The 22,412-nt window shown below is 69.7% G+C and carries 12 protein-coding genes and 2 pseudogenes; 8 read left to right on the top strand and 6 right to left on the bottom strand.

Annotated elements, in window-relative coordinates; genetic code table 11:
* The first annotated feature begins 127 nt into the window (after positions 1–127).
* The 5 genes from ACWED2_RS09370 to ACWED2_RS09350 are packed head-to-tail and all read left to right on the top strand — an operon-like array spanning position 128 to position 9,517.
* Complete coding sequence (locus tag ACWED2_RS09370) at positions 128–1,423, top strand: MFS transporter (protein ID WP_449689962.1); 1,296 nt, start codon at positions 128–130, stop codon at positions 1,421–1,423.
* Positions 1,424–1,435: 12 nt separating this feature from the next.
* Entirely contained in the window at positions 1,436–3,910 is a 2,475-nt protein-coding gene (locus ACWED2_RS09365; protein WP_449689961.1) for a glycoside hydrolase family 78 protein, read from the top strand.
* Entirely contained in the window at positions 3,910–6,099 is a 2,190-nt protein-coding gene (locus ACWED2_RS09360; protein WP_449689960.1) for a glycoside hydrolase family 3 C-terminal domain-containing protein, read from the top strand. The genes ACWED2_RS09365 and ACWED2_RS09360 overlap by 1 nt, the downstream gene beginning before the upstream one ends.
* Before the next feature lie 23 nt (positions 6,100–6,122).
* Positions 6,123–6,881 carry an SDR family NAD(P)-dependent oxidoreductase gene (locus ACWED2_RS09355; protein ID WP_449689959.1) on the top strand — a complete coding sequence of 253 codons (759 nt, stop codon included), beginning with the start codon at positions 6,123–6,125 and terminating at the stop codon, positions 6,879–6,881.
* On the top strand, positions 6,878–9,517 hold the full coding sequence (locus tag ACWED2_RS09350; RefSeq protein ID WP_449689958.1) for a family 78 glycoside hydrolase catalytic domain: 2,640 nt from the start codon (positions 6,878–6,880) through the stop codon (positions 9,515–9,517). The genes ACWED2_RS09355 and ACWED2_RS09350 overlap by 4 nt, the downstream gene beginning before the upstream one ends.
* Before the next feature lie 186 nt (positions 9,518–9,703).
* Here ACWED2_RS09350 and ACWED2_RS09345 read toward each other — a convergent pair whose 3' ends face one another.
* The gene (locus ACWED2_RS09345) at positions 9,704–10,861 is read right to left on the bottom strand and encodes a hypothetical protein (protein ID WP_449689957.1); all 1,158 of its coding nucleotides are present in this window, start codon (positions 10,859–10,861) and stop codon (positions 9,704–9,706) included.
* A gap of 302 nt (positions 10,862–11,163) precedes the next feature.
* On the opposite strand from ACWED2_RS09345, the pseudogene ACWED2_RS09340 reads away from it, so the two are divergent.
* A pseudogene (locus ACWED2_RS09340) lies at positions 11,164–11,235 on the top strand (hypothetical protein); the annotation flags it as partial.
* A 730-nt stretch (positions 11,236–11,965) separates the two neighbouring features.
* Here the strand turns inward: ACWED2_RS09340 and ACWED2_RS09335 are convergent.
* Both ACWED2_RS09335 and ACWED2_RS09330 read right to left on the bottom strand, forming a co-directional pair.
* On the bottom strand, positions 11,966–15,688 hold the full coding sequence (locus ACWED2_RS09335) for a DUF7379 domain-containing protein (protein ID WP_449689956.1): 3,723 nt from the start codon (positions 15,686–15,688) through the stop codon (positions 11,966–11,968).
* Positions 15,689–16,041: 353 nt separating this feature from the next.
* Positions 16,042–16,566 (bottom strand): annotated as a pseudogene (locus ACWED2_RS09330) (alcohol dehydrogenase catalytic domain-containing protein); the annotation flags it as partial.
* 133 nt (positions 16,567–16,699) lie between these two features.
* Here ACWED2_RS09330 and ACWED2_RS09325 point away from each other — a divergent pair.
* Complete coding sequence (locus ACWED2_RS09325) at positions 16,700–17,104, top strand: nuclear transport factor 2 family protein (protein WP_449689955.1); 405 nt, start codon at positions 16,700–16,702, stop codon at positions 17,102–17,104.
* Between the two features lie 28 nt (positions 17,105–17,132).
* Here ACWED2_RS09325 and ACWED2_RS09320 read toward each other — a convergent pair whose 3' ends face one another.
* Complete coding sequence (locus ACWED2_RS09320) at positions 17,133–18,263, bottom strand: epoxide hydrolase family protein (protein ID WP_449689954.1); 1,131 nt, start codon at positions 18,261–18,263, stop codon at positions 17,133–17,135.
* Here ACWED2_RS09320 and ACWED2_RS09315 point away from each other — a divergent pair.
* Positions 18,262–18,501, top strand: a complete 240-nt coding sequence (locus tag ACWED2_RS09315; RefSeq protein ID WP_449689953.1) for an MmyB family transcriptional regulator — start codon at positions 18,262–18,264, stop codon at positions 18,499–18,501. The genes ACWED2_RS09320 and ACWED2_RS09315 overlap by 2 nt on opposite strands.
* A gap of 16 nt (positions 18,502–18,517) precedes the next feature.
* Here the strand turns inward: ACWED2_RS09315 and ACWED2_RS09310 are convergent, their stop codons facing one another.
* Both ACWED2_RS09310 and ACWED2_RS09305 read right to left on the bottom strand, forming a co-directional pair.
* Positions 18,518–19,492: a hypothetical protein gene (locus ACWED2_RS09310; RefSeq protein WP_449689952.1), complete on the bottom strand. Its 975-nt coding sequence runs from the start codon at positions 19,490–19,492 to the stop codon at positions 18,518–18,520.
* On the bottom strand, positions 19,489–22,404 hold the full coding sequence (locus tag ACWED2_RS09305) for an ATP-binding protein (RefSeq protein WP_449689951.1): 2,916 nt from the start codon (positions 22,402–22,404) through the stop codon (positions 19,489–19,491). Before ACWED2_RS09305 ends, ACWED2_RS09310 begins: the two co-directional genes overlap by 4 nt.
* Positions 22,405–22,412 lie beyond the last annotated feature (8 nt).

Raw genomic sequence — 22,412 nt, 5'->3', positions numbered from 1 at the left:
ACTCCGCTGCAACGTTTCATACCGGAATGCTTGCACGTGCTAGCTCCGGCAGATTAGCATCACCGGTCAGCGCTTGCTAGCACGTGATACCACGTCTGACCTGAGCTTTCGGACAACGGAGTCTTCCATGATCGACAGTCAACCGTCTGCTGTCCCGCCTCCGGCGCCGGCGGCTGCGCCCGCTCCGGCACTGCCCAAGGTCTCCGCTCGCTACATCTGGCTGATGGCCCTGGCCCAGTTCGGCGTGTTCCTGGCCTTCATCACCCCGCTCGGGATCTCGCTCTCGGTGAAGCTGGCCCAAGTCGCGCCCGGGCACGAGGAGTACCTCGGCTACATCACCGGCGGGGGCGCCGCCACGGTCCTGCTGTTCGGCCCGCTCCTGGGCGTGCTCAGCGACCGGACGAGGAGCCGGTTGGGGCGCCGCCGTCCGTTCATGGTCGGCGGGATGCTGCTCGGCGTCGTGTCGCTGGTGGTCATGGCCACGGCGCCGAGCGCGTTCGTGCTCGGGCTCGGCTGGGTGCTGGCCCAGCTGGGCTGGGGGCAGGTCCTGGGTGCGTTGACCAACTCGCAGGCCGATCGGCTTCCCGAGGAACAGCGCGGCAAGGTCGCCGGGCTCGTCGGCTTCGCCACCCTCATCGCCCCGGTGGGCGGTGTCGTGCTGGCCAGCCAGTTCGTCGGCGACGCCCTGCTGCTGTTCCTGGTCCCCGGCTCGGTCGGGGTCGTGCTGGTGACCCTCTTCGTCTGCCTGATCCACGAGCAGGACAGCCGCACGCTGCCGCGGAGCGCCCCCCTCACCGCGCGGAGCCTGGTCGGCAAGTACACGTTCAAGCCGCGCCGGTACCCGGACTACTCGTGGAACTGGCTCAGCCGCTTCCTGTTCTACTTCGGGCTGACGCTCAACACGACGTTCGTCGCGTTCTTCCTCGCCGCACGCCTGGGGATCAGTGTGGCGGAGGTGGCCGGTACCGTCGCCGTTCTCTCCGGGCTCGGCGTGCTGGCCACGTCCGCGGGCGCGCTGGGCGGCGGGTTCCTCTCCGACAAGCTCCGCCGCCGGCGCGTGTTCGTCCTCGTCGCGGGTGCGATCTTCGCCCTCGGCGCGGTGGTCATGGCCTTCGCGTCCAGCGTGCCCCTGCTGTTCGCGGGATCGCTGACGACCTCGGTCGGGCTGGGCATGTTCTCCGCCGTCGACCAGGCGCTCGCCCTCGACGTCCTCCCCGAACGCGAGACCGAGGCCGGCCGTTTCATGGGCATCATGGGCTTCGCCACTTCGATCCCGCAGTCCGTCGCTCCGCTGATCGCGCCGGTGTTCCTGACCATCGGGGCCACGGCCACCGGCAAGAACTACACCCTGCTGTTCATCGTCGCCGCCGCCTGTACCGTCCTCAGTGGACTGGCTGTGCTGCGCGTCAAGTCCGTCCGATAGAGGAGATTCGCCGTGTCCCCCACCTGGCAGGCCAGGTTCATCACGCCCGCGTCCGCAGCCGGAGCGCCGGCGTCGTACTTCCGGCGCGAGTTCACCGTCGAGGGCTCGCCTCGCCGCGCGACCCTGCACGTCACCGCGATCGGGCTGGTCGAGCCGCACCTGAATGGCGGGCGGGTGGGCGACGAGGTGCTGGCCCCCGGCTGGACCTCCTACCGGCATCACCTCGCGGTCAGCTCCTACGACGTGACCGACCGGATCGTTCCCGGCGCGAACGCCGTCGGTGCGATCGTCGGCGAAGGGTGGGCGCTCGGACGACTCGGCTGGGAGAACAAGCGCCACCACTACGCCGACCGGCCGGCGTTGTTCCTGCAACTCGAACTCGAGTACGCCGACCGCACCGAGACGATCGGCACGGACACCTCGTTCACCACCGGCACCGGAGCCGTCCTGGCGAACAGCCTCTACGACGGCGAGGAGTACGACGCCCGGCTGGAACCCCTCGCCTGGAACCAGCCGGAGTTCGGTGACTCGTGGGAGCCGGTGGAGCTGTTCGACTGGGACCTCTCGGCCCTCGTGACCCCCACTGCTCCCCCGATCCGGCGAATCGAAGGACTAAAGCCCGTCTCGATCACGCAGAGCCCGAGCGGGAAGACGATCGTCGACTTCGGACAGAACATCTCCGGCTGGGTCCGGTTGAGCGTTCTCGGCGAGCCGGGGCAGACGATCACGATCCGCCACGCCGAGGTGCTCACCGACGGCGAGCTGCACACCGAAAACCTGCGCACCGCCGCGGCGACCGACCGGTACACCCTCCGCGGCGGCGACCGCGAGACGTGGGAGCCGAAGTTCACCTTCCACGGCTTCCGCTACGCCGAAGTGGACGGCTACCCGGGCACCGTCACCGCCGACGACCTCACCGCGGTCGTGGTGCACAGCGACATGACCCGGACGGGGTGGTTCGAGTGCTCGAACCCACTGCTGAACCAGCTGCACGCCAATGTCGTCTGGTCCATGCGGGACAACTTCGTCGGCGTCCCCACCGACTGCCCGCAACGGGACGAACGCCTGGGCTGGACCGGTGACATCAACGCGTTCGCCCCCACGGCGGCCTTCCTCTACGACGTGCGCGGTGTCCTCGGCTCCTGGCTGGCCGACCTCGCCGCCGAGCAGCGCGAAAAGGGGTACGTGCCCTGGGTCGTCCCGGACGTGCTGTCCACCCCGTCGCCGCCGACCGCGTTGTGGAGCGACGTCGCGATCAGCCTCCCCTGGACGCTCTACACCGAGTACGGGGACCCGGACATCCTCCGGCAGAACTACGACTCGATGGCGGCGTTAACCCGGGACGTCGAGACCCGGTTGGCCGATACAGGCCTGTGGAGCAGCGGCTACCAGTTCGGCGACTGGCTCGACCCGGACGCACCGATGGACAACCCGGCGGGCGGCAAGACCGACCGGCACCTCGTCGCGTCGGCGTTCCTGTACCGCACCACCACACAGCTGGCACAGACCGCGGCTCTGCTCGGCAAGGCCGAGGATGCCGAGCACTTCGCGGCCTTGGCCGATCGCGTGCGGGCGGCGTTCCGGCACGAGTACGTCACCCCGTCCGGTCGGCTGGCGAACGAGTCGGCGACCGCGTTGGCCCTCGCGATCTGCTTCGACATCCTCGACCCAGCCCAGGAAACCAAGGCAGGCGACCAGCTGGCCGCATTGGTGGCCAAGGCCGGCTACCGGATCTCCACCGGCTTCGCGGGAACCCCGTTCGTCGCCGAGGCCCTCAGCCGCACCGGCCATCTCGACGCGGCCTACCTCCTCCTGCTGGAAACCGGGTGCCCCTCGTTCCTCTACCCGGTCACCATGGGCGCGACGACGATCTGGGAACGCTGGGACTCGATCCGCCCGGACGGCACGATCAACCCGTCCGGGATGACTTCCCTCAACCACTACGCCCTGGGCGCCGTCGCCGACTGGCTGCACCGGGTCGTGGGCGGCCTCTCCCCCGCCGAACCCGGCTACCGCAGGATGCACATCGCCCCACGCCCGGGCGGCGACCTCACCCACGCCACCGTCACCCACGACACGGTCCACGGCCGCGCTACCGTCGCCTGGCGCATCGACGAAGGGCAGCTGCACCTGGACGTCACCATCCCGGACGGCACCGAGGCGACCGTGGTCCTGCCGCAGCACCCGGACGAGCTCGTCGTCCAGGTCACCGGCGGAGACCACTCCTGGCACTACGACATCGCCGACCGGACTCCTGATCAGTACACAATGGACACTCCCCTTCGGACGCTCTCCCAGGACCCGAAGGTGTGGCGGGCGATCACGGAAGTCTTCGCGAAGCACTTCCCCGGTATTCCCCTCGACGGGTCCGCACCCGAAGCCGCGAGCATCTCCCTCAACGTCGTCCTCGACCACGTACCCGGCGCCTCGAACGAACTGAAGAACGATTTGGTGGCCGCCGTCGGCGGTCAGGAAGGAACCCTCTGATGCCCGATCCCGCAGACCTCACCCTGGAGCAGAAGGCTTCGCTGCTGTCCGGCAAGGACTTCTCGGCCACCAAGGCGATCGCCGGCGTCCCGTCGATCACCATGGCCGACGGACCGCACGGCCTGCGGCTCCAGGACGCCGACGCCGACCACCTCGGCGTCCACGACAGCCGGCCCGCCACCTGCTTCCCGACCGCGGCCGCCGTCGGGTCGAGCTGGGACCCCGGCGTCGCCGCCGAACTCGGCGCGGCCATCGGCCGCGAAGCGCGGGCCGCCGGGCTGACGGTCAACCTCGGGCCCGGCGTGAACATCAAGCGGTCACCGCTGTGCGGCCGCAACTTCGAGTACTACTCCGAAGACCCGCTGCTCAGCGGCACACTCGGCGCGGCACACGTGCAAGGCCTGCAAGGCGAAGGCGTCGGCGCGTCGATCAAGCACTTCGCCGCCAACAACCAGGAAACCGACCGTATGCGCATCAGCGCGGACGTCGACGAACGCACCCTGCGCGAGGTCTACTTCCCGGCCTTCGAGAAGGTCGTGACCGAGGCCCACCCGGCCACCGTGATGTGCTCCTACAACCGGCTCAACGGCGTCTACGCCTCCCAGAACCGGTGGCTGCTCACCGAGGTACTGCGCGACGAGTGGGGCTTCGACGGCCTGGTCGTCTCCGACTGGGGCGCCGTCAACGACCGGGTCGCCGCCCTCGAAGCCGGTCTTGACCTCGAAATGCCCGGCACCGGCGGCGCGAGCGACGCCGAGATCGTGGCGGCGGTGCACCGCGGCGAACTCGACGAATCGGTGGTGGACCGCAGCGTGGGGCGGGTGCTCGCCCTCACCGAGCGGGTCGCGCCCGCGACCGGGACCCTCGACGTCGAAGCCCACCACGCCCTGGCGAAACGGCTCGCCACCGAGTGCGCGGTCCTGCTGAAGAACGAGCGGAACACGCTGCCCATCGCCCCCGAAGCCCGGGTCGCCGTCGTCGGCGAGTTCGCCGTGGAGGCACGGTTCCAGGGCGGCGGCAGCTCGCACGTCAACGCGACCCGCGTCGACACCGCACTCGACGCGATCCGCGCCCTGGGCGCCTCCGTCAGCCACGCACGCGGGCTCGACGACAACGCCGTGGAGATCGCCCGCGAAGCCGACGTCACCGTGGTGTTCGCCGGGCTGAAGGAGATCGACGAGTCCGAAGGATACGACCGCGACACCATCACCCTGCCGGCCGGGCAGATCGACCTCATCCGCCGCGTCGTCGCGGTCAGCTCCCGCACCGTCGTGGTGCTGTCCCACGGCGGAGTCGTCTCCCTGGAAGGCTGGCACGACGACGTCGACGCGATCCTCGACGGCTGGCTGCTCGGCCAGGCGAGCGGCGGCGCCCTCGCCGACCTGCTCTACGGCATCGCCAACCCGTCCGGGCACCTGGCCGAGACGATCCCGCTGCGGCTTCAGGACAACCCCAGCTACCTCAACTTCCCCGGCGAGCAGGGGCACGTCCGCTACGGCGAAGGCGTGATGGTCGGCTACCGCTACTACGAAACCGCCGAGGTCGGCGTGCGGTACCCGTTCGGCCACGGCCTCTCGTACACCACTTTCGAGACGAACGACCTCTCCGTGACCGTCACCGGCGACGACACCGCGACGGTCTCGGTCACCGTGACCAACACCGGGCCCATTGCCGGGAAACACGTCGTCCAGGTCTACGTCGCCACCGACGCCGGACCGGTCCGGCGGCCCGCCCGTGAACTGCGCGCGTTCACCAAGGTTGCCCTCGAACCCGGCGAATCCCGGACGGTCGACCTCGCCCTCGGCCGCCGTGCCTTCGCCTACTACGACGTCGAACTCGGCCGGTGGGTGGTCGCCCCCGGCGAATACACAGTCCAAATCGGACACAGTGCCGCCGACATCGTCGCCGAGACGCCGATCACCCTCGCCGGCGAGGTCGTCAAGCGGGTGCTGAGCCTCGACTCGCCGGTGCAGGAGTGGTTCGGCCACCCCGTCGTCGGACCACTCATCACCCGCAAGATCACCGATTCGATGAGCTCGGAGCAGACGAAACAAGCCGAAGGAATGTCGGACTCGATGCGCATGATCGCCTCGCTGCCCATGAAGCAGTTCACCCACTTCCTGACCTCCGGCGGCGTGCACTTGCCGGACGACGCCCTCACCGAACTGATCGAACTCAGCAAGAACTGACTCCCGGAAAGGAACCCGGACGAATGCAGCGATTCACCGGCAAACGCGTCCTGATCACCGGCGGTGCCTCCGGAATCGGCCAGGCGACGGTCCTGCGGCTCCTGGCCGAAGGCGCGCATGTCGTCGCGGCCGACGTCGCCGAAAGCGGCCTCAAGGAGACGGCGGACCGCGCCGACAGCGAGCGGCTCACCAGCCGCGTGCTGGACATCTCGGACGAGTCTGCCGTCAAGACCGTCGTCGCCGAGAGCGTGGCCGGACTCGGCGGACTGGACGTCCTCGTCAACGCCGCCGGCATCCTCCGCGGCGCCCACACCCACGAGTGCGAGCTCGAGACCTGGAACCGGATCATCGGCGTCAACCTGACCGGCACGTTCCTGGTCACCCGCGCCGCCCTGCCGGCGCTGCTGGAAACCGGGCACGGCGTGGTCGTCAACTTCAGCTCGACGTCCGCCACCTTCGCCCACCCGTACATGGCGGCCTACTCCGCCAGCAAGGGCGGCATCCAGTCCTTCACCCACTCCATCGCGCCGGAGTACTCCAAGCAGGGCCTGCGCGCGGTCTGCGTCGCCCCCGGCAGCATCCGCAGCGGCATCACCGAAACGACAGTCCAGCACCTGCCCGAAGACGTCGACTGGCAGCTGTTCCTCAAGCTCCAGCCCGCCATCGGCGAAGGCTTCGCCCCGCCGGAGTCCGTCGCCGGAGTCATCGCCATGCTCGCCTCCGAGGACGGCTCGTTCATCACCGGCACCGAGATCCGCGTCGACGGGGGAACCCACCAGTGATCGCCCCCACCCACCTGCGCGTCGAGCACCTCGAGAACCCGCTGGGCACCAGCCTGGCCCGGCCCCGGCTGTCCTGGTGGCTCCCCGCCGGCTCCACGACGCAGTCGGCCTACCAGGTCCGGACCGGCGACCGGGACTCCGGACGGATCGACGGCGACGAGCAGGTCCTGGTCCGCTGGGCCGGTCCGCTTCCTGGGCCGGCCCAGCGGGTGACCTGGCAGGTCAAAGTGTGGACCGACCAGGGCGAGAGCGCGTGGTCCGAGCCCGCCTTCTGGGAGACCGGGCTCGGCACCGAGGAGTGGACGGCCTCCTGGATCGAACCGTCCGAAGAGGACCTGCCCGAGCCGGGCCACCGGCCCGGGCACCTGTTCCGGCGCGACTTCACGGTCTCCCAGCCCGTGAGCGCCCGGCTGTACGCCACCGCGCACGGCATCTACGAGGCCTTCCTCAACGGCGAGCGGGTCGGCGACCTCGAACTGACGCCCGGCTTCACCGCGTACCGGGACGTGCTGCACGTCCAGACCTACGACGTCACCGACCTGCTCCAGGCCGGAGAGAACACGATCGGTGTCATCGTGTCCGACGGCTGGTTCCGCGGCCGCACCGGCGCGATGCGCCTCGCCAACTCCTTCGGCGACCGCACGGCTCTGCTGTGCCAGCTGCGTCTCCGGCACGAGGACGGCTCCACGACGGTGCTGGGCACCGACTCCACCTGGACGACCACCCCGGCGTGGTTCACGGCGGACCTCATGGACGGCCAGACCGTGGACCTGCGCCAGGCAATGCCCGGCTGGTCCGCGCCCAGGTACGCCGATGCCGCCTGGTCGAAAGCCGTGGCCGCCGCCGGCGGGCTCTACGACGACTTCGCCCGGCTCACCTCTTCACCCGCACCGCCGGTCCGGCGCATCGAGGAATTGTCCCCCGTTTCGATCGCCCACCTGCCGTCCGGACGGCAGGTCGTCGACCTGGGCCAGAACATCAACGGCCGGCTCCGGGTGCAGGTGCCACCGGGCGATCATCTCGTCCTCAGGCACGGCGAAGCGCTCCGCCCGGACGGCGACGTGACCGTCGACCACCTGCGCGGCGTCGACTGGCAGACCCACGAGCCGCTGTCCGCGGGCCAGGTCGACCAGGTGATTTCCGGCGGCCGGACGGACGAGGTTTTCGAGCCCCGGCACACCACGCACGGGTTCCAGTACGTCAGCGTCGAAGGCGCGTCCCGCCCGCTCACCGCGAGCGACGTCCGCGGGGTCGTCGTGCACACCGACCTGCGCCGCACCGGGTGGTTCCGGTGCAGCGACGACCGAATCAATCGGCTGCACGAAGCCGCGGTGTGGAGCTTCCGCGACAACGCCTGCGACATCCCCACCGACTGCCCGCAACGCGAACGCGCGGGCTGGACCGGCGACTGGATGCTCTACGTGCCGACCGCCGCGTTCCTCTACGACGTCGCGGGCTTCTCGGTGAAGTGGCTGCGCGACCTGGCGGTCGACCAGTGGGACGACGGCTGCCTCACCAACTTCGCGCCCGACCCGGGCGGCCGGACGGTCCAGCACCTGCCCGCGGAAATCCTGGACCAGTTCGCCGGATCCTCGGGATGGGGCGACGCCTCGGTCATCGTGCCGTGGGAGCTGTACCTGACCTACGCCGACCTCGACGTCCTCGAAGAGTTCCGGCCGATGATGGCCCGCTGGGTCGACTTCGCCGCCGAACGGGCCCGCACCCGCCGCCACCCCAGCCGGACGGCGGCTCCGGCACCCCACGAGGAATTCCTCTGGGACGGCGGCTTCCACTGGGGCGAATGGTGCGAACCCGACGTCGACGAAGAGGCCTTCCGCACCGCCGACCACGGCGCAGTCGCCACCGCGTACCTGTACCGCTCGGCGTCCCTGCTGTCCCGCATCTCCGCCATGACCGGCCACCAGCCGGACGCCGACCGCTACGGACGCCTCGCTTCCCGCGCGCTCGATGCCTGGCGAACGGAGTTCATCGCCGACGACGGCTCGCTCTCCCCCGCCACCCAAGCGACCTATGTGCGCGCGCTCGCCTTCGGGCTGGTGCCGGAGGACTTGCGTGCCGCCACCGCGGACCGGCTCGTCAGGCTGATCCGCGACGCGGGCACCCACGTGGGCACCGGCTTCCTGGCGACGCCGTACCTGCTGCCCGTCCTCGCCGACACCGGGCACCTCGACGTGGCCTACGAGCTGCTGTTCCAGGACACCTCACCGTCGTGGCTGACCATGATCGACCGCGGCGCGACGACGATCTGGGAACACTGGGACGGCATCGACACCCGCGGCGTCCCGCACGCCTCCCTCAACCACTACAGCAAGGGCGCGGTCGTGTCCTTCCTGCACCGGCACACCGCGGGCATCCGGCTGCGCGAGGACGCGCCCGGCTACCGGCACTTCGATGTCCGGCCCGAGCCCGGTGGCGGCCTCACCTGGGCCGAAGCCGAGTTCGACTCGGCGCATGGGCGCATCGCGTCGAGCTGGCGCATCGAAGACGGCCGATTCCACCTGGCCGTCACGGTCCCGCCGGGGACCACCGCGACCGTGACCCTGCCCGACGGCCGCAGCTTCACCGCGGGCCCCGGCACCCACGAGGATAGTTGCGCTGCTGCGCCCCACCAGTAGAACGGAGTCGCACCACCGATGCCCAGCAAGACGTTCGACCAGATGGTCGGCTGGTTCCGCAACAACGAGCCGGTCGACCTCGCCACCGAGAACAGGACACCGAACCGCCATGGCATCGGCGGCTATCTGGACGACAGAGACGTGGCGAGGAGAGTCTATGACGCGCTGATCGCCCCTGACGGCGGCTCAGCAGCACAGCAAGGATGCGTGCATAAGCTGTTCACAGACGTCACGAACTGCCTCCATCCTCCTGGCTCCTCCGCCGAGGCCCGTGGCGCACGGCGTTCGGCGGCCAGCAATGTGCTGGAAGGTCACCGCCCGAGCGGCGCGAGCGTGCTGCAGGGCGGCGCCGGGATCTCCGAGCAGTTGTTCGACGGACAGGCGATGGTTCAGCAGGTTTGCCCCGGCTCGCGTCGCGTCGACTCCCACGAGCTTCGCAGTGGTGGCCGCAGCGTCAGCCAGCAGGTCACGAGCCCGGACACTGGCGAGTGCTCGGGCCGCGGAGTAACTGCCGCTGCACAGGAGGCTGGCGTGCAGCAGAAGGTGGCGCGGGTCGCGGCCGTCGAGGGCGAGCCGGTCGGCAGCCTGGAGGAAGAGGTTCTGGGGCTCGGTCGCGGTCGCCGGCGCGGCGACATACGCCGGGGAGCATGCGTTCCGCCTCCGCGAGCAGGAGGGGCTGACCGGCTTCTCCGCAGCCCGGACGGCACGGACGACACTGACCCACTCCAGCCACCAGTGTGTAGGCCTGGGCCTGCGCGCCGCAATCTTGGGCGGCTTCGGCAGCCCGCACCACGGCTTCTGGCCGATGTGCCCGGTCGCGACACCTTCGCGGCTTTCCGGTCCGAACGTCGATGCGGGAATTTGCCGGACCTCGGCCAGCCGCCGGAGTGTCATCACGTTCTCCATCTGGAGCCAGCGAGCACACCCGGCCCACTCGAATGAGTGAATCGACGGTGATTCGGTAATCAATCCCTGGATCTTGGCGACTGTCAGAGAACCAGCTGTTCGAGGTTGACGAATCCAGGGCTCGAAGGAGCCATCATGTCCGAACGCCACCGGGAGGTGGTCATACCCGGCGAGCTGATGGCGATGGACCTGTCGGCTCCGTATGAGTTCTCCTGGTCCGGCAACGGCGCCGCCGGCTGCGTCCAGATCCCGTTCCCGGAGCTCGGTCTGCCGGTCGACGTCATCCGCGGCGCCACCGGCAACCTGCGCGCCAGCCCGCTCAACCAGCTCTTCACCGACCACGTCAACCACCTGGTCTCCGACGCCGACCGCCTCAGCGCCGATTCGGGGGCCGCCGCTCTCGGCGCCGCGACCATCGAGCTGGCCCGCGCTGCTCATCTCGGCCGCGCGCCCCGGCCGGCACTCCGCCGCGGTCCTGCACCAGACGCTGCTCACCCGGGTGCGCGCCTACGTGCGCAGGCACCTCACCGAACCCACCCTCCGCCCGGCGACGCACAACGTCTCCCTGCGCTACCTGTACAAGACCTGCGCCCAGGCGGGCTTCAGTCTCGAACAGTGAATCATCAGCGAACGGCTCCAAGGCGCCCGCGAGGACCTCATCCGGCCGAACAGCCGGGGCCACACCATCGCGATGATCGCCCGCCGGTGGGGTCAGCGACCCGACCCACTTCACCCGGCGTTTCCGCGTGGCGTACGGCATCACCCCCGGCGAATGGCGACACACCGGAACGGCATCGGACCTTGGTGACTGAATCCGACCACCGGGCTTCACTGCGACGTCGACGTCGTGATGACGGCTCAGCACCGGGAGCGCTCGATCGCCGCAGGCCGAGCTGCAGCGGTCACGACATGGCACGTTCTCGCGGACCCGCTGCTTACAGCCCCGAGCCTCGGTGAGTGCTGACAGGGAGGCCTCAGAGGGGCGAGGCAGGCCCGGAGCCGGGGAGGAACCTGGAGATTCCTGTCGCACGATCGAATACGTGCACTGCACCAGCACATCGTGGGGAGTGCTGCTGCTGACGCGCTCCCGTTGGAGCGATTTGGACGTGCAACGTCAGCTCGTGTGCGAGCTCGAAGCGGGTACGACCAGCACGCCATCTCTTCGAGCTGCGCATGGCGTCAGCCCGTGGCGAGCTGATCGAGCCTCGGCGTTGCGCGGCAGGCAACCTCGGAAGTCCCGTCAGACCAGCTGACACGAGGATTTGCGGTAGTCGCGGGCTCATCTGTCACGGATCGCGATTGCTCGCCGATCAAGGTGAACGTCAGGGACATCCACGTGAACTGCGGGTGGGGCGATGACACGGTCAGCTTTGTTGATCTCTACCCGGTTGTACCTGGATGCCCGGTAAACGTCGAGGGCGGGCCGCCGCACACCCAATCGTGACGCCGTTACGCATCCGCTCAGCCTGCTTGTGCACATATCTGCTGCCGTAACCAGGTGACGATGCCTCGGCCCGGGACAGCTGGCCCAACCGGTGACGGTTACCTGGCCCGGCGCAGCTTGCGCGGGCTTGCCTTGTCGATCGTGAAGGTCGCACACGGGTTGCCGTAGACGACGTAGGCCAGCCAGGTGTCTTCCCCTCCCTGTCTCGCGGCCGCGCGGGCGGCTCTTGTCGCCTGTGACAAGGTCTGCCCCTTCAGCAGCGACTCGTACAGCGTCGTCGTGAACATCCCGGCCGGCGCGTCGCCGACCGACCACAGGCTGCTGATGAATGCACCGGCCCCCGCCTCCAGAAACGATTTGGCGAACCCGCCGAGACCGGTGAGCTGGTTGCCGAGCTGGCCCACCTGGCAGGCGTTGAACACGACCAGCGGTCCCGGCCTCTTCTTCGCGCGCAACTTGGCATACGAGCGCACCAAGCTCGCGTCGAGGTACTCCGGGTAGTACTGACCGCTCCGGATTTCACCGGTGAGCATGATCCGGGCCTCGGTGATGTTCGTGCCGTCCGCGGCGCCGTGGCCCGCGAAGTGGAGGACGTCGAACGAGCCCTGTTGTCCGAGGAGGTTCAACACTGTCCGGAGCTTCGCCTCCACCTCTTTCGCGCCAAGCGCGTTCCTCAGGTAGTCACCCTCGGCGAGCGCAGCCGGGAGCTGGAACTCAGGCAGCGGGTAGGGGGGTGTCAGGTAGCGTGCTTTGCCCTTGCGGCAGTGCAACCGGTGGCCCGGCCAGCTCCCGTGTAGCCACCTGACCAGCCCGAACTCGGCGAGGAACCACGTCCGCTCCGCCGGAAGGGCGACTCCGTTCTTCAGGTGCACGAGCTCCCAGGGGATGAACGGTTCGGTCGAGACGACGAGGACGTTGTTCAGCTCCTCCCGCCGGTCCCACAGCAGCCGACGCAGCTCCGCTGGAAAGAGCTCGTCGAAGAGGTCGCCGCCGATGGCTGCAAGTTCCCTGGCGAAGAGCTCCGAGTCCTCCGCGCTGGCGACCCAACGCCTTTCGATGCGGGCGTAGAGGTTTTGCACATACGTATCGCGGTCAACCTTGAGCGGAGCCGACGTATACGTCTCCAGGATTCCCAGGTCCTGGGCCGCGAGCTCGTACTGGAACAACGTCTCGGCCCCGCGCTGGATCTCGGTGATCCGCAGCCACTGCTGGACGCAGGTCTCGGGCGCGACCGCGGCGACCGTGGCTTCGGCGGAGGTGGCCCCGGTGGCTTCGGCCCGCCGCTCCGCCCCGGCGAACGTCGGGGTAAGCCGCAGCGTCACCAGCGCGATCGGCCCCTGCCGGGCGATGATCCAGATTTCCCCTTGACCCTCGTGTACCGGTTTCACGTCGAAGTACAGTTCTGCGGGCTCGCCCAGCGGGGGCACGTCGATTTCGACCCGGTCGGCACCGACCACGACCGCGTGCGCCTTGGCGATGGCCTGCACGACGATCGGGCGATCCGGCTCTGCAGCGCTTCCTTGGGAGACGCTCATCCCTCCGGACGCCGCCACCAGCGCTTCCCGGGAGACCGTGCACCGGACCGTGGCCACCGTGCCGACCTCGACCACACCGGCCATGGTGGCCAGGAAGTGTGCGGTCACCCCAGGCGGCGACGCCGGCTTCCGCGGCGGTTCGGGCAGCTCAGCCGGTGGCTGCTCGAGCAGGCTCTCCACCGAAGGCGGCGGCACGGGTTCCGGCACGACCGCCACGGGCTCGCCCGCGTCCAGCAGGACGACGCGGTCCGACGACGGCACGCCGACGGCGAGTGCTGCCGCATGGGTCCACAGCGACGGTCCTCGCAACTGCGAGCTGTCCGTCGCGGCGAGACGAAGGCGTTGCAGCACGGGCGCGGTCCGGGTGCGCGGCCCCAGCGTCCCCAGCCGCGAATTCAGCTCGTCCGGTGTCAGGGCGTAGAACTCCTTCGACGGCTCGTCCCGGACGACGACGAATCCCGGCTCCATTGCCGCGACTTCCGCCCGGACCACGCCGGCGGGTGCGTCGGCGTCGACGATCACGATGTCCGGTTCCGCCGCGACCGGCAGGTCCGGGCCGACCGTGGCCCCGACCGGCACCACCGCGGCCGCCGGCCCACTCAGCCCCAGCCAGTTCGCCAACGCCGTGCACACTTCCGGCCGGGTGAAGTACACCGTGTGGTAGACGTGCGCATTGCCGCCGAGATCGCACCGGTCCTTGACGAACCCGCCCACGGCGAGGTCGATCGCCGCCATCGAATCGGTGTCGACGACCAGGTCGTTGCTCTCGCCCATCAACCGGTCCACGAGGCCGTCCGCGAGCGCCGTCAGCAACCGCACTGGGAGCTGCTTCGGCTCGGTGCCGCCGACGTCGGGTTCGAAGTCCGACGTCACGACGTAACACTGCACGTCCGCCGGCGAAGGCTGGCCCGGCTGCGTCTGGTTGAGCGTCGTGACGAAAGGTCCGCCCGGGCGCATCGCCGCGAGTCCGGGCACCCCGATTTCGCCTTCGCCTTCTTCGGTCGCGTAGGAGACGAGGTATTTCACGAAGGCACCGAGTCCCTGCACCAGGCCGCGGATCACCTGGGCCGGCGCAGCGGCGTGCGGCACCAGCGCCAGCACCCTCGACGCGGCCGCGACCAGGTTGGTGTAGAGATCGACCAGCGTCCGCCAGTTGCCGGGGCTGGCCAGTTCGGTGCCGCCGTTGGTGCCGCCCACGAAGATCATGCGCCGTACCTGCGCCGCGAAGTTCTCCTGCGGCAGGACCTCTTCGGTGAAACTGCGGGCGACGAGCGCTCCCCGGCTGTGGCAGACCACGTCGATCTCGAGCGGCTGGGCGAGCTCCGCGGACTTCAGGGCTCGCAGCAGGTCGCGGGCGTTCGCCCCGGGGTCGGCGCTGAGGGTCACGTGGTCGTAGCCGAGAACGGCGTCGTATTCGCGGGCGGCAGCGGTCAGCAGCGCCCGGCCCCAGTCGAAAGCGCCGAGTGCCCCGAAAGCGCCCACCGTGCTGGAGAAGGTTCCGTGCACGAACAACAGGATGCGGGCAGGCCGGTTCTTCGGCAGTTTGACCGCTCCGAGGCCGTCGATCCTGTGCCAGGTCTCCGTATCCGGCGACGGCATGGTCAGCAATCCGGGTTCAATGTGCGCTTCGAGGTGGTGCATCACCATACCGGCGACCTTGCGAGCGACGAACTTGAGCACAAAAGCGCGTGCGCCCGCGAAAAGCAGGTCGCCGAGAAAACCGCGGGTCTGCGCGGCGGCGGACGGACGTGCTCCGAACTCCAGCGCGAACGCGATGCGCCGGCCGGGCGACGGGGCGGGACCACCCGCTCTTCGCCGGACGGCGGGCTCCGTCACCTCGCGTTCGACCGGGTGGTGCCACGAGTAGAGACCGTCCTGTTCCAGCAGGACGACCGCGTCTTCGTCAGCGCCGACGGTCAGCTCCAGCCGAGTCGTCGCCCGTCGTCTCCGTGCGCCGGGCACGACTTCGAGATCCACGGGCTGCTCGACGAGCGCGAGCCCCTGCTCCGACAACGCTGCGACGAGATCATCGGAGCCGGCCGACACCGGAATCGGCCCATCGGGAAGATCGACCTTTCGCGTGGCATCATCCGCCACGGCTTCGTCGCGCACGCGGATTCCCGCCGGAAGGGTGAAGCGCAGTTCGCCGGACGACCATGATGTGGGCATTTCTACCCCTTTCCGCCGCGCGCGTGGCAGATTTTTTCCCCGCCCCGATGCGGGTTCATGCGAAGAGTCGCCTCGGCTTTCAGCCGTGCTACGGAATCGAATGTTGCGTTTGAGCATCGATGACCGCTGACCTCGGCAGGACGCCCGCCCCAGGTCGACGAGTCCGCCGGTCAGCTCACGCGAAGTTTGCGTTCGTACGGATACGTATGCCGGTTCACCGTCCGTCAATACATTTCCGAACCATTCCAACGGGCTTCCGCTCCGTGGACAGCAGGTGTCGACCAGGTCACGATTGCGTACATACCCAGCCCTTTCTGGATCCCCTACAGACTGAGTGGATATGCCCCGAAGGCCGGGTGGCGCCGCTGGCGAACGACGCACGCCGGCCTCGCCACGACGACCGACGGCATCGATTTCACCCATCCACTCATCGGCTCAACCGTTTACCACGACGTCGGACCGGTTGAGCGGCCTGCCACCGTCACCGCGCTCCCCGGCCCCACTCCGGCCGTCACCGCGCAGTGATGGCCGGTCGGGAAGACGTCGGCGAGCGTGACCAGGGACGGCAGCAGCTCCGAGTCCTCCCCGACGGGGAGCTTGACCAGCGTTCCCTGCGCGAAGGGCACTCGCACGACCTCGCCCTGACCGCCATCCGCGCCCGCGGCGCCGAAGAAGCCGCCGTGCGGGAACGAAGTCTGCAGCCCGGCCCGGCAGTACTCGCACGTGTTGTCGGCGTAGGCGAACGGCGCGACCACGACGTCACCCGCCGCCAACCCGGCCACTTCCGACCCGGTCTCCTCGACCACGCCGAGGAACTCGTGGCCGATGCGGTCACCTTCCTCGGTGGCCGGCCGCGAGCCGTAGGGCCACAGGTCACTGCCGCAGATGCAGGCCCGCAGCACCCGCACCACCGCGTCGGTGGGCTCCACCAGCTTCGGGTCGGGCACGTTCTCGACCCGGACGTCACCGGCACCGTAGATCAAAGTCGCTCGCACAACGCGAGAGTTCCATCCGCGACGGCGGCCGTGGAGGGGAGAAAATCCTCCCCCTCAGCCGGCGAGCTTTCCACGCGGCTCGCTGTGAAGCTGGCTTCCGAACCCCGAAGTCCAGTCTACAAAGGATCTACGCATGCCCGAATCCCCCGATATCACCTTGGTTCGCCGGCTGTATGAATCGCACGCCGACTCGACCGTGATGGAAGAGATCATGGCCCCGGACCTCGAGTGGGACATCACCCCGGGCTTTCCGTACGGTGGGGTCTACCACGGGTTCGGCAGCATGATGAACGACTTCTTCGGCGCACTCCTCCCGCACTTCAAGTCCTTCGGGGCGCAGGCCGAGCAGTACTACGCCGATGGTAACGGCCACGTGTTCGTCTTCGGTCACTACCACGGGGTGACCAAGGACAGGGTGACCGCCGACGCCCGGTTCATCCACCTGTGGACGGTCCGGGACGGCAAGCTCGCCCGGCTGCTGCAGGCCGCCGACAGCCACGTCCTGCAGCAGGCACTGACCGGGGCGGGCACCCGATGACGGCCCTCGCCCGGGTCGAAGCTGCGGTTCACCGCAGAGCCCGGAAGAAGTCGATGATGTCGCGGGCGAGCAGTTCGGGTTCCTCGTGGGCGGCGAAGTGGCCGCCGCGGGGCATCTTCGTGTACCTCGTCACGTTGTACGTGCGCTCGGCCCAGCTGCGCGGTGGTTGGGTGAGGTCGGCCGGGAACAGGGCGACGGCGGTCGGCACGTCGACCCGCTCGACCTTGCGGGTCAGGTTCTCGCTGTACTCGTAGTACGGCCGGAACGAGGTCGAGATGGTGTTGGTGAACCAGTAGAGCGACGCCTGCGTCAGCAGGAAGTCGTCGTTGAACCGCGAGGACACGTCGCCTCCGCAGTCGCTCCACGCGCGGTACTTCTCGAGGATCCAGGCGAGCAGCCCGGCCGGCGAGTCGGCCAGGCCGTAGGCCAAGGTGAGCGGCCGGGTGCTCTGCTGGTGCTGGTAGCCCCCTTCCCGCGCCGACCAGGTCGCGACCGAGCCCAGGTAGGCGCGCTCCTGCGCGGTGAGGCTCTCGTCGTCGTGGGCGATCGGAGCGGCGACGGCCAGCAGGTGAATACCGACCAGGGCTTCGGAGTGGGCTTCGGCCAGCCGGGAGGTGATGCCCGCGCCCAGGTCTCCGCCGTGCGCCGCGTACCGGGTGAAGCCCAGTTCTTCCCGCATCAGCAGGTGCCACAGTTCGTGGGTCTGCACGGGATCCGTGAGCGAAGGACGTTGCGGGGAGAAGCCGAAGCCGGGCAGCGACGGGACGATGACGGTGAACGAGTCCGCCGCGGAACCGCCGTGCTTCGACGGTGTCGCCAGCCGCCGCGCGAAGCTGGTCAGCTCCAGGAACGAGCTGGGCCACCCGTTGGTCAGGACGATCGGCAAGGCGTCCGGGGTTTCGCCGTCGAAACGCAGGTAGTGCACCGGTGTGCCGACGATGTCCGCGAAGTGGTGCGGCAGGGCGTTGATGGCGGCCTCGTGCGCGCGCCAGTCGTAACCGGACGCCCAGTAGGCAACCAGTCGCTGCAGCTCACCGGGGTCGGTCCCGGCAGACCAACCGGCCACCGGCCACGGAGCCGGCCACCGGGTACCGGCCAGCCGGGTCCGCAGCTCGCCGAGTTCGGCATCGGTGACCGCGAGCACGGGCCTGTCGGACATGGTTTTCTCCCTGCTTTCCCGGAACACCATCCTCGCCGGACAGTACGACACAAGCACGGCAGCGGCGGCCGACGGTGTGGCCTTCCTGCACGTCTACGCCGGGCGTCACCCGGACGACCCGCAGCTCGCGGAGCTGATCGGTGAGCTGTCCGTGCGCAGTGACGTCTCCGCCGCATGTGGGCCGGCCACGATGTCCTCGCCCACGCTGCCCGACGAGGCCCGCGACTCAACCGGCTGACGTCAGACCCGGATGCTCACCTCGGTGGGATGTGCTGCTGGACGTGCGGCATCTGCCGCACCGGCGGGACCTGCCGAGGCGTCTGGCCGGGCCGGGGGATCTCCGCGGGCTCGCGCCGGTTCTGCCGATGGTCCGGGCCAGGGCCGGGCACGCGGCGACCGGGCTGGGACTCCGGCCAGGGCTTCGGATCCGGAACCTCGGGCGGCTGCGGACGCGGACTGTCGACGTGGGTTCGCACGTCCCATTTCGTGGCTGCCTTGCACACCTCCCGGAACGCCGCCCGCACCTGCGCGATCTCGGGGTCCGACTTCGTGTGCACGAGATGCAGCTTGATGTCCACCGGCTGGACGCGCAGCTCTCGGCTCCCGTACCCGCCGTGCGGCGGAGCGCCCGGCCGGCGCTGCTCCTCCGCCACGCCGACGTCCGCCTTCACCATGCGGGTGAGTTCCGCCCGCACCTTGACCCAGTCGAGTTTGCCGTGTTCGTCGCGGTACGTTTTGTCCAGGTCCAGCGTGTGGGTGCGTTGGATGGGTGGCAGCTCCACCCGGTGGCTGATCTCGGTGGGGCGCACCATCGCGGTTTCCGGGTGCGGCCCCACCCAGTGGGACTCGAACTGCGCCTTCCACTGCGCCATGTTCGTCGACAGGGTCGGTCCCGGCGGCTGGTCCCCGCCGCGGTGCGGAGTGTCCGCGTTGCGGGGCCCGGGGACCTCGTTGATCTTGACGGGCCCGTCACCGGACCGGTGGGTGCCGGCTGCCTTGTCGCCGGGCTGCTTGGATCCCGTGTCGCCCTTGGGACCGATGTCGGGGGGCTTGCCGCCCGGCGGCCCGGGCGGGGCGTGATTGTCCTTGCCGTCCGGCTGCGCGGTCCGGTTCGCCGGGCGGGAGGTGTCGTGCTGCGGCTTCTGCGCGTCCGGCGGCACCGGCGGCTTGTCGGGGGGCTTCGGTGTCTTCGCCTTGTCGGCGGCCCCGGAGCCGAATTCGCCACTCATGTCTCGTCCCCTATCGGTAGCACGTGCGACCACACCCACTCCATGTCACCGGTGAACCACCCCTGGGCCCTGGCCACCGCGTACCGCCACGTGTCGCCGGCGCCGGCCTGGACGCCGAGCGCCGACTCGAGCGCGGACGGTCTGCTGGTGCCGTACGTGACGGCGTCCCGGCCCGCCTTGTCGCGAAGGAGTTCGGTGTGCCAACGGTCCACGGCGGCGTGCTGCTCGGCGCGCGTCGAGCCCGGGATCGGCTGGCGGTAGAAGCGTTCCCACGCCTCGCTGTACTCGTGCCGCGGCGCGTCACCGTCGTCCTTGAGCACGTGCAGCACCTTGGCCCACTTGTACGTCTCGGCGAGGAACTCCCCGCCGTCTTCGGCGCAGCTGCCGGGCATGCCGTGCCAGAGTGCGTTGACCTGAACGGCATTGCAGTGCGCCGCGAACACCCACGACCGCATGGCCGGTTGCAGCTGGGCCGAGCGGGTCCGCACCGCGCGCTCGGCCGCGTGCGACAACGCGCAATCCAGCGTACGAACCGTTGCCGCCCCGAGCAGGATGTCCCGGAAACGCTTGTCCAGCACCGGAACCGGGGCGTTCACCAGGTGGGCGAGCACGGTCAGCTCGGTCCACACGGTCAGCACCGGGTAGCGCGCCAGCAGTTGCCCACCGCGCGCGATGTCGCTCAGCCGGCACGCGGCGGCCTGGCATTCGCTGCCACAGGTGGCGCTGCGCACCGTGCGGATCAGGTCGGTGACCGGGGCGGGCCGGGCCGCCACCTCCTCCGCCTGACGGCCGTCCGGGACGCGCACCAGCAGCGGCCGGTCCATGCCGTCGGTGAAGACCGCGGCCTCCCGTGGTTCCAGCGACACCACGTTCCGGGACTGGCCGTTGTCGAGGTTCATCGTGGCGCCGACGCTCTTGCGGTCGTCCTCGGCGGGCAGCCGGTGCACCACCTTCACGGCGGTGTTCTTGATGACGTCCGGGATGAGCTTGCCGGGGATCTGTTCCACCACGACAAGCCCCTCGCCGTACGCGCGGACCTCGGCCAGCAGCGACGCGAACGTCTCGACGGCACGCCCGGCGGCGCTGTCGGTGTCTTCGCCGGGATTGCGCAGCAGGCGGTGCGCCTCTTCGATCACGGTGAGGTGGTGCAGCGGGACCTGCGTTTTCCCGCCGTGCCGCAGCTTGAGGTGCTCGGTCAGCTGCAACAGCACCGCGCCCATCAGGAAGGCCTTGTCGGTGTTGTCACCGACGTCCTCGATCTCCAGCACCACATTGCGGCGCATCAGCTTGTCGAAGTCCAGCGGGTGCGCGTCGTCGAGGAACCGCCCGATCACGCCCTGCCCGAGGCTGCGCATCCGCACCTTGACGAAACCCTGCATGTTGGCGGCGATCTCGGGGCCGTAGCCGATCTCGTCCACCACGATCCCCGCGACCCGCTGCAGATCGGTGAGGGTGGGGTAGCGCGGCTCGGCGTCGGCGTGGACCGCCTCGCCGAGCGTGACGTCCCAGCCGAGCTCCTCGTATGACCGGGTCAGCGCCGTGGTGAGGATCTGCGGGAACGGCTCGTCCGCGTCGAAGGTGGCCAGGAACAGCGCCCGCACCAGGTCGAGGTGGGTCTGCAGGGAGAACACGTGCTCGTTGCCGTCGGCGTCGGCGTCGGCGAAACGGGCCGGCGCCAGCGGATTGAAGCCGACCGGCGGGTCGTCCGCCTTGCCGGGTTGCAGCACGACGACGTCGGAGCCCAGCGGGGCCAGCCGGTTGGCCATCCGTCCGTACTCGGCCTTGGCGGGCTCGACGACGAGCCACGGCAGCCCGGCGCGGGTGGCCTCGGTCAGCAGATGCCGTACGGTGAAGGACTTGCCGCTACCGGTCGCGCCGCAGACGAAGGTGTGCCGGTTGAGCGAGTCCCGCCCGGCCGTCAGCGGCCCGACCTCGGCGCGGGCCGCGTCCAGCACGCCACCCAGCAGCAGGCCCCCGCTCGCCGGCGCGTCCGGCGTGACGTCGAAGCGCCGCGGCTCGACGACCCGGATGCCCGGCAGTTCCCGTCGCGGCGGGCGGGTCAGCCGCACCAGCAGCTCGGTACCCGCCAGGACGCCGCTTTGCTGCGCCGCGCCGGCCAGGCTCGTCGCGCGGCCGCTCGGCGTGAGCACGTACGGCTGGTTGTCCAGATCCGCCGCCGCACAGAGCAATGCGGCGACGTTCTCCGTGACGGCCTCGTCGCGTCCGCCGACCAGTACCCGGATCCGCCAGGCGTTGCCGAGCAGCGCGCGGCTGAGTTCCCGGTACCGGGACTGCTTGCGTTCCAGGCTGATCCGGTTCGCCTCGCCCACCTCGGTGCGGGACAGCGGCAGGATCTCCCGGACGAGCCGGTCGAGTTCGGGCTGGACCTCGTGGGCCCGCGCCGGTTCGGCCAGCACCACCCAGGCGAAGGGCTGCCGCAGGTGCGCCACGTACTGCTCGAAGGAGCCGCGGCGGTCCCGGGGCCTGGCGTGCTTGGGATCCGACGGGGCCCACAGCGCGTCCGGATGGCCGGTGCACTCCACCCAGCAACCGAACTGGTCCAGCGGCGTGGCCTGCCCCCGGCCCAGCGGGGTGGCCAGCGCACCGGGCGGGAACAGCACCTCGCCCCGTCCCCCACCCACGGCCGGCGTGAAATCGGGCTTGCCGCCGACCAGGAACCGCAGGCGATCGGCGGCCGGCGGCCGCATCCAGGCCGACAGCACGGCGGGCGCGTGGTGGCCGTTCGCCACGAGGCCGGCGTGGGCCCCGGCGAGCGCGACGCCCAACGCCGCGATCGGGTCGTCGGCGGGTACGTCACGGTCGCCGCGCTCGCCGTCCTCCTCCCGGCGGTCGTCGGGTGGCGCCGGCACCTCGGTCAGCTCGTGCAGGTCGAACTCCGACCAGTTCAGCACCGTGACCA

This window comes from Amycolatopsis sp. NPDC005003, from assembly GCF_053600695.1.
Note: the sequence above shows the minus strand (reverse complement) of the source record. Positions and strands in the feature narration are given on the sequence as shown.